Origin of the sequence: Kitasatospora sp. NPDC094019, assembly GCF_044764505.1 — a bacterium.
GTDB lineage: Bacteria > Actinomycetota > Actinomycetes > Streptomycetales > Streptomycetaceae > Kitasatospora.
This window is the reverse complement of the sequence record NZ_JBIWIF010000004.1, coordinates 488,493-501,115: the sequence shown is the minus strand read 5'-3', so window position 1 is coordinate 501,115 and position 12,623 is coordinate 488,493. Positions and strand designations below refer to the sequence as shown.

Sequence of the window (12,623 nt, the reverse complement as noted above, 5' to 3'; positions counted from 1 at the left end):
CCGGATCGATCCCATGATCACTGCCCGCACGGGCAAGTTACGGGCACGTCCAAGAACGCCATCACGCAGAGCAATAACGCATTGCCGCCCACTAAAGACAAGAAGCCGCAGGTCAAAGCCAAGGAGCCGAGGCAGTCGCCACCGTCTCCGTCACCTAAAGCAACCAAGAACCGACGGATCTTGGTTGCATTGGTCCAGCGGACAAAACGGATAGGATCCCATGGTCACAAAAAGCCCAACTCCCGCATCAGAGGCGGGAGTTGGGCTATACCTTGAGCCGCCTATGGGATTCGAACCCATGACCTACGCATTACGAGTGCGTTGCTCTGGCCAACTGAGCTAAGGCGGCACCGTTGCCGCATGTCCCGGCAACGCGGGCCAGTCTACACAGGTTCGCGGGTGATCCGTAACGCGGTGGGGTGGGGGGTGGGGGATCAGGCGGAGGAGACCGCGAGCTTGGCGGCGAAGCCGGCGAAGAGGGCGGCGACGCTGCCGGTGAGAGTGGCGGAGAGGCGCTTGCGGCGGCGGAAGGCGGAGGCCAGCGAGGTGCCCGTGAAGATCAGGACGGAGAGGTAGAGCACGCTGAAGCCCTGGAGGATGCCGCCGAGGAGGGTGAAGGAGAGCACCGGGCTGCCGTAGGAGGGGTCGACGAACTGGGTGAAGAAGGAGAGCAGGAAGAGGATCGCCTTGGGGTTCAGCAGGCTGATCACCAGGGCGCGGCGGAACGGTCGCTCGGTGGACTCCGGGGCCTCGGTGGCGCCGTCGGCGGTCCCGTCGGGGGCCCGGTGCTCGCGCCAGAGGCCGCGGGCGGCGCGCAGCATGCCGACGCCTATCCAGAGCAGGTAGGCGGCGCCGCCGAACTTCACCACGGCGAAGACGGCCGGGTTGGCCTTCAGCAGGGAGGCGGCGCCGAGCGAGGTCAGGCTGATGAGGGTGAAGTCGCCGACGAAGACGCCGGCTGCGGCCCGGTAGCCGGTGCGGACGCCCTTGCGGGCGGCGACCGAGAGCACGTAGAGGGAGTTGGGGCCGGGGAGGAGGACGATGACGAGGGCGCCGAGGACGTAGGTCGTCAGGTCGTTGACTCCGAGCACAGTGGGCTCCGGGTGGGGCGAGGAGGGGAGGGGCGCCCATCGTAACGGGCGCTCCCCCGGATGCTCCCCGGTCGCTTCCCGCTCCCTCCCTCACCGCCCGCAGGTGGTGCCGTTCTCCGGCGGCTCGCCGCCCAGCAGGAAGCGGTTGACCGCGCCGTCGAGGCAGGTGTCGTGCCGGCCGTACGCGGTGTGGCCGTCGCCGTCGAGGGTCAGCAGCCGTCCGGACTCCAGTTGTCCGGCCAGCGCCCGCGCCCACGCGTACGGGGTGGCCGGGTCCCGGGTGGTGCCGACGACCACGATCGGGGCGGCTCCGGCGGCCCGGACGGTGTGCGGTGTGCCGGTCGGCCGGACCGGCCAGTAGGTGCAGGTCAGTGCCATCCAGGCCATGTCGCGGCCGAACCTCGGCGAGGTCCGCTCGAAGTCCGGCACCGCGCGGGCGGCGTCGTCCGGACCGGCGAACGGCGCGGGCAGGTCGAGGCAGTTCACGGCCATGTTGGCGAACATCAGGTTGGGGTAGGAGCCGTCCGCCTCCCGCCCGTAGTAGTCGTCGGAGAGCCCGAGCAGGCCGGTGCCGTCGCCCGCCGCGGCGGCGGCCAGCGCGGTGCGCAGCCGGGGCCAGAGGAAGTCCGCGTACATGGCCTGGATGACGCCGGTGGTCGCCTGTGCCTCGCTGAGCCGGCGGTCGCCGTCGGTGGTGGTCAGCGGGTGGGCGTCGACGGCGGCGAAGAGGGCGGCGAGCCGCTCGCCGGCCTGCTGCTCGGTCCGGCCGAGCGGGCAGTCCTCGCGTTTCGCGCAGTCCCGGGCGAAGGCCGCCCAGGCGGTCTCGAAGCCGCCCGCCTGGGTGCGGTTGCCGGTGAGGGAGTCGAGCGAGGGATCCATCGCGCCGTCCAGCACCATCCGGCCGGTGCGGCCGGGGAAGAGGCCGGCGTAGGTGGCGCCCAGGAAGGTGCCGTAGGACTTGCCGACGTAGTGGAGCCGTTCGTCGCCGAGCAGCGCGCGCAGCACGTCCAGGTCGCGGGCGGCCTCGACGGTGCTCAGGTGGCCGAGCCGGTCGCCGGACCGCTGTCGGCAGCCCTCGGCGAACTCCTTGGCGGCGGCGACCAGGGCGTCGACCTCGGCCGGGTCGTCGGGGGTGATGTCGACGGCGGTGTAGGCGTCCATCCGCTCCCCGCCGAGGCAGGTGACGGGGGAACTGCGGCCGACCCCGCGGGGGTCGAGGCCGACCAGGTCGTAGTGGGCGCGGACCCCGGGGTCGTAGGTGCGGGCCACGCCCTCGACGTACTCGATCGCCGAGCCGCCGGGGCCGCCCGGGTTGAGCAGCAGCGAGCCGAGCCGCTGGCCGGGGGCGGCGGTGCCGGGGGTGGCGGTGCCGCCGGTCCCGGCCGGTACGGCGGGGGCGCGGACGGCGGCCAGGGTGAGGTCGCCGGCGGCGGGGCGGTCGTAGTCGAGCGGCGCCCGGAAGGTGGTGCACTCGTAGCCGTCGTCGCAGGGTGTCCAGTCGAGCCGCTGCGCGTAGTAGGGGGCGAGTTCGGACGGCACGGCGGCCGGCAACGGCTCCAGCGGGGTGACGGAGGAGGCACCGCCGGGTGCCCCGGCCAGGTCCGCGGGGGCGGCGCCCGACGGGGCGGTGCCGGAGGAGGAGGAAGAGGAGGAGGCCGAAGCGGGGGAAGGCGCGGCGTCGGGCGTCCCCGCGCCACCGGCCGAGCAGCCGCCCGCCACCAGACCGGCCGCGACCGCCAGCGCGACCGCCGCCACCACTCCCGTACGCCGCCCCCGCGCCCGCGATGACACGTCCTGCCGCACGTCGGCCCGCATCTGGGATCCCCTCAGCCGTCCACGCCCGGTCGTGGTCGCGCCACCGCCCGGGGTACCGGAAAAAGCGTAGTGCTCGCGCCGGAGCCGCTCAGGACGCCTTGCCGAGCGTCTCGCCGAGGTACTGGGCCGCCTGCCGGACCAGCCGCAGCCGGACCCGGTCCGCCGAGTAGTCGGTCGCGTTGTCGGAGATCCGCACCTCGGCCCGGGCGGCGGCGCCGGTGCCGCCGTGCAGGGCCGACTGGAGCTTCCGGGCGGCGTCCAACCCGGCGGTGTCGGCCTTCCCGGCGGCGAGCAGCAGCTTCGGGGTCCCGGTCGCGGGCGCCTCGGCGCCGGTCCGGGCGAGCGCGGCGGGGTCGTAGCGGCCGGAGACGGCGGCCGCCGCGCCGTACAGGTCGGGGCGGGCGAGGCCGGCCGCGGCCGCGCAGGGCGCGCCGTCCCCGACGCCGAGCGTGCCCCAGGCGGCCGGTCCGGGCGGCAGGGTGCGGAAGGTGGCCGCGATGGTGGTGCGCAGCGCGGCGTCGTCGGCGACGGCCATCGGGGCGGCGGCGAGCAGTTCGCAGGGGTGCGCGGTGCCGTTCGGCGCCTCGGGGGCGACCAGGATGAACGGCTTGGACTTGGCGCTCTGCACGGCGGAGGCGAGGCCGTCGAAGACGTCCGGGACCTCGGTGTCCGCGGTCTTCCGGGGGGTGGCGGCGTGCATCACCACGACCGGGAAGCGGGCGTTCGGGTCCTTCGCGTACTGGGCGGGCAGCCAGACCCGGACGTTGCGCGGGTGGCCGTCGGGGCCGGGGACGGCGGACTGGAGCAGTTCGCCGCCGCCCGGGTGGCCGACGCTGTCGAACCGGCTGACCACCGGCAGCGGGGCGGGCGTCGGCGCGCTCGCGGGGGTGGTGGGGGCCACCGCGTCGACGGCCTCGACCGGCGGCGCGGCGGGACGGCCCCCGCCCGGCCCGGCGCCCCCGCCACCGAACCCGCTGTCGGCCCCCGTCCCCTCGAACCGTTCGGCGGCCGAACCGGTCCGCCCGTCGGACCCGCCGTCGAGGGTCCCGAACGCGCCCAGCGCCGTCAGCAGCGTCAGCACGGTCACGCAGATCCCGCAGAGCATCGCCCCGGCCGCCCGCACCAGCATCGGCCACTGGTCCCCGCTGAGTTCGTACGTCTCGGCGACCCGCAGGTCCCGCCATCGCACCAGGGCGCCGCGGGCCAACCAGACCCCTCCCCCGGCGGCGGCGAGCAGGGGAACGAGCAGAAGCGAACGGACCATGGGACGCACCACCTCGGAAGAGGGCCGGACGGGCGGTCGGGCCCGGCACCGTACGGGACGCGACGGCCCCGGCGTCGGGGCGCAGTCGGCCCCAGCGTGCAGGTCGAGCGGGACGTCGTACGACGGTGTGCCCGGCGCGTATCGCTCGTTCACTCGAAGGTGGGACGCGCGCTGGGGCGGGAAGCCGTACCGAACCCGACGCGAGCAGAGCCGTACCGGTCCCGGCGCGCGAAGCCGCACGGTCCCGACGCGAGCAGAGCCGTACCGACCCCGACGCGAGCAGCCGCACCGGCCCCCGGGCGGCGCGCGGCGGTCAGCCCGCGCGCAGGGCCACCGTCATCGCCTCGACGGCCAGCAGCGGATCGACGTTGCGGTCCAGCGCCACCCGGCAGGCGAGGATCGCCTCGATCCGGCGCAGGGTCGACTCCGGCGGACCGGCCTGGGCGACCCGGTCCAGCGCCTGCCGCTGGTCCTCGTTGGCGAGCGTGCCGGCCGAGCCGAGCTGGAGCGCCAGCACGTCCCGGTAGAAGCCGAGCAGGTCCAGCAGGGCGACGCCGAGGGTCTCGCGGCGGGTCCGGGTGGCCCGGCTCTTCTGCCGCTTCTCCAGTTCCTTGACCGCGCCGGCCATGCCGCGCGGTGCCTTGCCGCCCTCGGCGGCCCCGTACACGGCCCTGAGGTCGTCGGTCTCCTTGCTGTCCTGGGTGTCGGCGAGCGCCTCGGCGTCGGCCTTGGCGGTGTCGACCAGGCGCTGGGCGGCGGCGAGGCAGCCGCCGATGTCCGCGACCTCCAGCGGGATCCGGAGCACCTCGGCGCGCCGCGACCGGGCCTGGTCGTCGACGGCCAGCCGGCGCGAACGCTCGATGTCGCCCTGCCCGGCCAGCGCGGCCAGCCGGGCGGTCTGCGGATCGACGCCGTCGCGCCGCACCAGCATGTCGGCGACCGCCTCGGCGGCCGGGGTGCGCAGCACCAGCAGCCGGCAGCGGGAGCGGATGGTCGGCAGCACGTCCTGCACGGAGGGGGCGCAGAGCAGCCAGACGGTGCGCGGGGAGGGCTCCTCCACGCCCTTGAGCAGCGCGTTGGCGGCGGCCTCGGTGAGCCGGTGGGCGGCGTCGACCAGGATCACCGACCAGCGGCCGCCGGTGGGGTAGCTGGAGGCGCGCAGCACCAGGTCGCGCATGTCGCCGACGCCGATGGACAGACCGTCGGTGCGGACGTACTTCACGTCGGCGTGGCTGCCCGCGAGAACGGTGTGGCAGCCGTCGCAGAAGCCGCAGCCGGGAGTGCCGCCGAGCGCGAGGTCGGGACTGGTGCACTGGAGCGCGGCGGCGAAGGCCCGCGCGGCGGTGGTCTGGCCGGCCCCGGGAGGTCCGGTGAACAGCCAGGCGTGGGTCATCTGCGAGGCGTTCGCGCCGGATACCGGCTCGGCGCCCCGCCCGACGCCGACGATCGCCCCGGCCGCGCGGGCGGCGCCGGTCAGCTGCTCGACCACCCGCTCCTGGCCCACCAGGTCGTCCCAGACGGCCACTGCTGCTCCCACGCTCGGTACGGACCTGCCGCCCCCGCCCACACCGGCGACGGCGGGAACCGGAGGCCGCCGGACGGACCCGTCCGGCCTTCGGCTCCCGCTTCCCGCCGTCGAGCATACGTGCCCGGTACGACGTCGCCCGGCGCGTCCGGACCCGGCCCACCGGCATCCGGCCGACCGCTACCGGGCCTACCGCTCCGGCCCGTGAGCTCCGGCCCGTCAGCTCCGACGGCCCCAGCGCCGTCCCTTGCCCTTGCCGTCGTCCTGGCCGCTGTCACGCCGCCCGTCACCGGTACCGCCGCCGCTCCCCGGACCGGCCGGACCGAACTGCCCCGGCTGCCCCGACGGGCCGGACTGACCTCCCTGGCCCCAGTGCGCCCACTCCTCGTGGGTGCCGAGCAGGGTGTCGGTGAGACTCGGCAGATCGTCGAGCGGGGTCTCCTCCGCCCACTCCGGCCGGGGCCTCGGGTCGGCGGCGGGCGGCTGCTGCGGGTCGACCACCGGCAGCTCGCGGGTGCTCTCCACCGGACGGTCCGCGGGCGCCGGACGGGATCCACCGGCCGGTCGGGCGTCCCGCCAGAGGCCCGGCGGCAGCTGGTCCGACGGCGCCCGGTCCCCGGGGCGGCCGGGCTCGATCCGCGGCGGCACCGCGGTTCCGTCCGCCGGGATCCGCGGCAGCACCGCCGTCTCGTCCGCCGGAACCCGCGGCAGCACCGACGTCCGCTCGGCGTCGTCGGCCGGGATCCGCGGCAGCACCGCCGTCTCGTCCGCCGGAACCCGCGGCAGCACCGACGTCTCGGCGGCGTCCGCCGCGTCGGCGGACCGTCCGTCGGCACCCCCGCCCAGCACCGGGAGCTCCCTGGTCGCGTCACCGCCGTCCCGCCGCTCCGACGGCCCGGTGTCCTTCACGACCCGCAGCTCGGTGGTCACCGCGTCGTCCGGGCCCGCCGCACCGGCGCCCGGGACGTGCCCGCCCCGGCCCGCGCGCTCCGCACGCTCCGCCGCCTCGGCTGCCGCCGCGGCGGCAGCCGCCAGCGCGGCGGCCTGCGCCAGCCGGGCCTCCTCGGCCCGCTGCAGCGCCTCCTCGGCGCGGCGCCGCTGCTCCTCCCGGGCCAGCTCGCGCTGACGCTGGAGCTCCGCCCGGGCGGCCGCCTCCTCGGCGAGCCGCTTGCGCTCGGCCTCCTCGACGGCCCGGCGCGCCTCTTCCTCGGCCCGTCGCTTCGCCTCCTCCTCGGCCCGCTTGCGGGCCTCCGCCTCCGCCCGGAGGCGCGCCTCCTCGGCGGCCTTGCGCGCGGCCTCGGCGGCGACCCGCTCGGCCTCCTCCTCGGCCAGCCGCTCCTTCTCCGCCTGCTCGGCCCGCAGCTGCGCCAGCACCTCCTGGCGCTTGCGCTCGGCGGCCTCCTCCTCGGCGCGCTTGCGGGCCTCCTCCTCGGCCCGGCGCCGGGCCTCCTCGGCGGCCTTGCGCTCCTGTTCGGCGCGAGCGGCCTTCTCCTGCTCGGAGAGCGGCAGCTCGCGGTCGAGCCGGTGGCGGATGGAGGTGGTGACGAGGCCGGGGGCCTGGCTGCCGTCGACGACCAGGTAGCGCGCCGGGTCGGCGGCGGCGAGCGCCAGGAAGCCGGAGCGCACCCGCTGGTGGAACTCGGTCGGCTCGGACTCCAGCCGGTCCAGCGCCTCGGTGAACCGCTCCCGGGCCCGGGTCGGGTCGACGTCCAGGACGACGGTCAGGTCGGGCATCAGCCCGCCGGTCGCCCAGCGGGAGATCCTGGCCACCTCGGTGGCGGCCAGATCGCGGCCCGCGCCCTGGTAGGCGATCGAGGAGTCCATGTACCGGTCGGTGATGACCACCGCGCCGCGGGCCAGCGCCGGACGGATCACGTTCTCGACGTGCTCGGCCCGGTCGGCGGCGTAGATCAGCGCCTCGGCGCGGTGCGAGAGGCCGGTGTTGCCGACGTCCAGGACGAGGCTGCGCAGCCGCTGCCCGATCGGGCTGCCGCCGGGCTCCCGGGTGAGCACGACCTCGTGGCCCTTGCCCCGGATCCACTCGGCGAGCGCCTGGGCCTGGGTGGACTTGCCGGCGCCGTCGCCGCCCTCCAGGGCGATGAAGAAGCCGGTGCCCGCCCGGTGCGGGGCCGGACCGGTGGCGCCGCGCACCGAGTCGACCAGGTCCCGGGCCAACGGCACGGTGCCGCGCCGGTCGTCGGTGCGCAGCAGGACGACGACGGCCAGCACGAGGGTGAGCAGTCCGGCGGTGGCGACGGCGAGGGCCGCGCCGCCGTGGATGAAGGTGAACGAACCGGGCTCGACGGCGCCGTACTGGATGTCGCCGTAGGCGGCGGCGATCAGCGGCAGGCCGACCAGCGCGGCGGCGACCACGATCCGCAGCACCGCGTAGAGGTGCTCGGTGACCTTGGGCAGCCGGGCCTCCTCGACCTCCAGGGCGAGCAGGCTGCGGCCGGCGGAGATCACCACGCCGGCGGCCAGCGCGGCCAGCACGGTGAGCAGCAGCAGGAGCACGAAGTCCAGCACCAGCCCGGCCAGGACCAGCGCGACACCCTCGGTGAGCAGCGCCAGCGCGAGCAGTCGGCGGCGGGAGAGCGTGGGCAGCACGGCCCGGGTGATCCGGACGCCCAGCGCGGGGACGCCGGTCGCGGCCAGCACCAGCATGCCGTAGCCGATCGGCCCGGCGCGGTGCTCGGCGGCGGTCAGCAGGGAGAGCGCGGCGACACCGGCCATGGTCGCGTACCCGGCGGAGACCGCGAAGGTGAAGTACGGGGCGGCGCCGGTGCGGCCCTTGGCCAGGGCGGGGCCGGGGGTGGCGTCGGTCGGGGCGCGCAGCCCGCGCAGCGGCGAGGACGGCGGCACCCGGACGGGACCGCCCGGCAGCTCCTGGACGTACACCCGGGCGGCCGAGACGGCGAACAGGGCGGCCGCGCCCAGGGCGGCGAAGGTGCTCTGGTGGGCGCGCAGCCAGTCCGAGCCCAGCGCCGCGAAGACGTTGTTCAGCAGGGTGAGCACGACCAGCGCGGTGGCGGCGAGCGGCAGACTCGCCCACCCGGTGCGGTGGTCGAGGGTCCGGACGGTGGCCAGGTTGGCGGCGGACGGGCGCCGCTCGCCGGCCGGGGCGTAGGGATCGACGGGCGGCAGCAGGGCCGGGACGGCCGCGGCCTTGGCGATCGCCCAGACCCGTTCGGCGGCACCGGTCAGGAACACGGTGGCGAGCAGCACCCAGGTCGCGGCGCCGGAGGGCTTCGGGCCGGAGCCCAGCCAGACGATCCACCACGGGGCGAGGCCGATCAGCACGACGCGCAGCGCGTCGGCGCCGAACAGCGTCCACCGCCGGTCGAGCTTGCCGGTGAGCAGCCCGTGCACCGGGCCGAGCAGGGCGGCGCCGACCAGACCGGTGGCGGCCAACCGGGTGGCGAGGACGGCGGCGACCGCGAAGGCGAGGCCGCGCGGCAGGTCACCGAACTGGCCGCCGAGCACGGCGGCGATCACCGTGAGCATCAGCAGCACCAGCAGGCCGAGCCGGTCCGCGGTGCCGCCGATCAGCTGGGTGGTCCACAGGCGCCGGTAAGGGCGCAGCCTCAGCAGCGCCCGGATCCGCTCGCCGGCGGTCCCGGCGGGCGCGACCTCCGGCAGGTCGGGCCTGCCGCCCGGTCCGGCCACCGGTGCGCTGGGGGTGCGCTGCTCCTCGCTCGTCATACGGTCAGCGTAGCGGTCGGGGCATGGCGCAAAAGAGGGGAGCACGGCTCCGGGCGGGCGCCGCCACCGGGTTGTGACAGAGCGCGTACGCCCCCGTCACGCCCCGGCCGTGAAACGGGCCGGGCCCGCGGCCGCCGGAGCGGACGCGGGCCCGGGTGCCTCCGACCGGGGGTCAGCCCTCGTCGGTGGCGGTGGTGCTGCTCGCCGCGGCCTTGCTCGCGGTGGTCTTCTTGGCCGCCGCCGTCTTGGTGGCGGCCTTCTTCACGGTGGTGGTCTTCTTCGCCGCGGTGGCCGACGCGGTGGTCTTCTTGGCCGCGGTCTTGGTCGCCGTCTTCTTGGCGGCCGCCTTCTTCGCCGGGGCCTTCTTCGCCGTCTTCTTCACCGGCCCGCGCGCCCGCTTCTCGGCGAGGAGCTCGTAGCCGCGCTCGGGCGTGATGGTCTCGACCTCGTCGTCCTTGCGGAGCGTGGCGTTTGTCTCGCCGTCGGTCACGTACGGGCCGAACCGGCCGTCCTTGACCACGACCGGGCGCTCGCTCACCGGGTCGGTGCCCAGTTCCTTGAGCGGCGGCGCGGCGGCGGCCCGGCCGCGCTGCTTGGGCTGGGCGTAGATCGCCAGCGCCTCCTCCAGCGTGACCGTGAACAACTGCTCCTCGTCGGTCAGCGAGCGGGAGTCGGTGCCGCGCTTGAGGTACGGGCCGTAGCGGCCGTTCTGCGCGGTGATCTCCACGCCCTCCTGGTCGACGCCGACCACGCGCGGCAGCGAGAGCAGCTTCAGCGCCTCGTCCAGGGTGACGGTGTCCGGCGACATCGTCTTGAACAGCGAGGCCGTCCGCGGCTTGACGGCGTTCTTGCCGGTCTTGGGGGTGCCCTCGGGCAGGATCTCGGTCACGTAGGGGCCGTAGCGGCCGTCCTTGGCGACCAGCATGTTGCCGGAGACCGGGTCCGGACCGAGCTCGAAGTCGCCGCTGGGCTTGGCCAGCAGCTCCTCGGCGAGCTCGACGGTCAGCTCGTCCGGCGGCAGCTCGTCCGGGATGTCGGCGCGCTGACCGGGCTCGCCCTCGACCTCGGAGGCGCGCTCCACGTAGGGGCCGTAGCGGCCGACCCGCAGCGTGATGTCGTCGCTGATCCGGAACGAACTGATCTCCCGGGCGTCGATCGCGCCGAGGTCGGTGACCAGTTCCTTCAGGCCGCCGAGGTGGTCGCCGTCACCGTTGCCGGCCTCGGCGGCGCCGCCCGCGATCAGGCCCTCGCCGGCGCCCTCGCCGAAGTAGAAGCGCTTCAGCCACGGCACGGACTTCGCCTCACCGGCGGCGATCCGGTCGAGGTCGTCCTCCATCTTCGCGGTGAAGTCGTAGTCGACCAGTCGGCCGAAGTGCTTCTCCAGCAGGTTGACCACGGCGAAGGAGAGGAACGACGGCACCAGCGCCGTCCCCTTCTTGAAGACGTACCGGCGGCCGATGATGGTGTCGATGATCGAGGCGTAGGTGGAGGGGCGGCCGATCTCCCGGTCCTCCAGCTCCTTGACCAGCGAGGCTTCGGTGTAGCGGGCCGGGGGCTTGGTCGCGTGGCCCTCGGGGGTGAGCTGCTCGGCGGCCAGCGGGTCACCCTCGGTGACCTGCGGCAGCCGGCGCTCGCGGTCGTCCAGCTCGGCGTTCGGGTCGTCGGCGCCCTCGACGTACGCCTTCAGGAAGCCGTGGAAGGTGATGATCTTGCCGGAGGCGGAGAACTCGACGTCCCGGGCGTCGGCGGCACGGCCGCCCACCTTCACGGTGACCGACTGGCCGACCGCGTCCTTCATCTGGGAGGCGACGGTGCGCATCCAGATCAGCTCGTACAGCCGGAAGTCGTCGCCGGCCAGGCCGGTCTCGGCCGGGGTGCGGAAGCGCTCGCCGGACGGGCGGACGGCCTCGTGCGCCTCCTGCGCGTTCTTCACCTTGGAGGCGTAGGTGCGGGGCGCGTCCGGCAGGTAGTCGGCGCCGTACAGCTGGGTGACCTGCGCCCTGGCGGCGTTGATCGCGGTCTCCGACAGCGTGGTGGAGTCGGTACGCATGTAGGTGATGAAGCCGTTCTCGTACAGCTTCTGGGCCACCTGCATGGTCCGCTTGGCACCGAAGCCCAGCTTGCGGCTGGCCTCCTGCTGGAGCGTGGTGGTGCGGAACGGCGCGTACGGCGAGCGGCGGTACGGCTTGGACTCGACGCCGCGCACCGAGAACGCCGTCTGCTCCAGGGCGGCGGCCAGCGCGCGGGCGGCCTGCTCGTCCAGGTGCAGGGTGTTGGTGCTGCCCGCCTTGAGCCGGCCGTCCTGACCGAAGTCGCGGCCGCTGGCGATCCGCTTGCCGTCGACGGAGGACAGCCGGGCGCCGAAGTTCTCCGGGCTGGCGGCGTCGGCCGCGGTGCGGCCGGTGCCGAAGGTGCCGACCAGGTCCCAGTACGAGGCCGAGCGGAACGCGATCCGCTCCCGCTCGCGCTCGACCACCAGCCGGGTCGCCACGGACTGCACGCGGCCCGCCGACAGCTTCGGCATGACCTTCTTCCAGAGCACCGGCGAGACCTCGAAGCCGTACAGGCGGTCGAGGATGCGGCGGGTCTCCTGGGCGTCGACCAGCCGCTGGTTCAGCTCGCGCGGGTTGGCCACGGCCTCCTGGATGGCGGCCTTGGTGATCTCGTGGAACACCATCCGGTGCACCGGCACCTTGGGCTTGAGCACCTGCTGGAGGTGCCACGCGATGGCCTCGCCCTCGCGGTCCTCATCGGTCGCGAGGAAGAGTTCGTCGGACTCCGCGAGGAGCGACTTCAGCTTGCTGACCTGGGACTTCTTGTCCGCGTTGACCACATAGATCGGGGCGAAGTCGTGCTCGACGTCCACTCCGAGGCGGCGCACCTCGCCGGTGTACTTGTCCGGGACCTCGGCGGCCGTGCTCGGGAGGTCACGGATGTGCCCGACGCTCGCCTCGACGATGTAGCCGGGGCCAAGGTAGCCCTTGATCGTCTTCGCCTTGGCCGGCGACTCGACAATGACGAGTCGCTGTCCGTGCGCGGTCTCGCTGCTCGGGGACACCTTCGCTCTTCTCTCCCGGTCGTTACGTGAGCTGGTCGGCGCCGGCAGCACGGGCTGCGCTCCGCCCGACCCCTCCACCGTCCCGGGGCGCCGCTGTACGACGACCCCACCAGCGGAGTGTGACCGTACCCCGGCCACCCTTGTCAAACGGACGGTTCCCGCGATTTC

The 12,623-nt window shown here is 74.8% G+C and carries 6 protein-coding genes and 1 tRNA gene; all 7 read right to left on the bottom strand.

Features of this window, described 5'->3' with window-relative positions; translation table 11 throughout:
- Positions 1-275 precede the first annotated feature (275 nt).
- Positions 276-349 (bottom strand) — tRNA-Thr (locus ACIQ9P_RS12305).
- An 85-nt stretch (positions 350-434) separates the two neighbouring features.
- Entirely contained in the window at positions 435-1,091 is a 657-nt protein-coding gene (gene leuE, locus ACIQ9P_RS12300; RefSeq protein WP_402353816.1) for a leucine efflux protein LeuE, read from the bottom strand.
- A gap of 90 nt (positions 1,092-1,181) precedes the next feature.
- On the bottom strand, positions 1,182-2,906 hold the full coding sequence (locus tag ACIQ9P_RS12295; RefSeq protein ID WP_402353813.1) for an alpha/beta hydrolase: 1,725 nt from the start codon (positions 2,904-2,906) through the stop codon (positions 1,182-1,184).
- Between the two features lie 88 nt (positions 2,907-2,994).
- Positions 2,995-4,170, bottom strand: coding sequence for a hypothetical protein (locus tag ACIQ9P_RS12290; RefSeq protein WP_402353810.1), 1,176 nt, complete (start codon positions 4,168-4,170; stop codon positions 2,995-2,997).
- A gap of 313 nt (positions 4,171-4,483) precedes the next feature.
- A complete protein-coding gene (locus tag ACIQ9P_RS12285) occupies positions 4,484-5,695 on the bottom strand; it encodes a DNA polymerase III subunit delta' (protein WP_402353932.1) in 1,212 nt (403 codons plus the stop codon).
- A 219-nt stretch (positions 5,696-5,914) separates the two neighbouring features.
- Positions 5,915-9,397 carry a dTMP kinase gene (gene tmk, locus ACIQ9P_RS12280; protein WP_402353807.1) on the bottom strand — a complete coding sequence of 1,161 codons (3,483 nt, stop codon included), beginning with the start codon at positions 9,395-9,397 and terminating at the stop codon, positions 5,915-5,917.
- Positions 9,398-9,569: 172 nt separating this feature from the next.
- Positions 9,570-12,455: a type I DNA topoisomerase gene (gene topA, locus ACIQ9P_RS12275; RefSeq protein WP_402353804.1), complete on the bottom strand. Its 2,886-nt coding sequence runs from the start codon at positions 12,453-12,455 to the stop codon at positions 9,570-9,572.
- Positions 12,456-12,623: the final 168 nt, after the last annotated feature.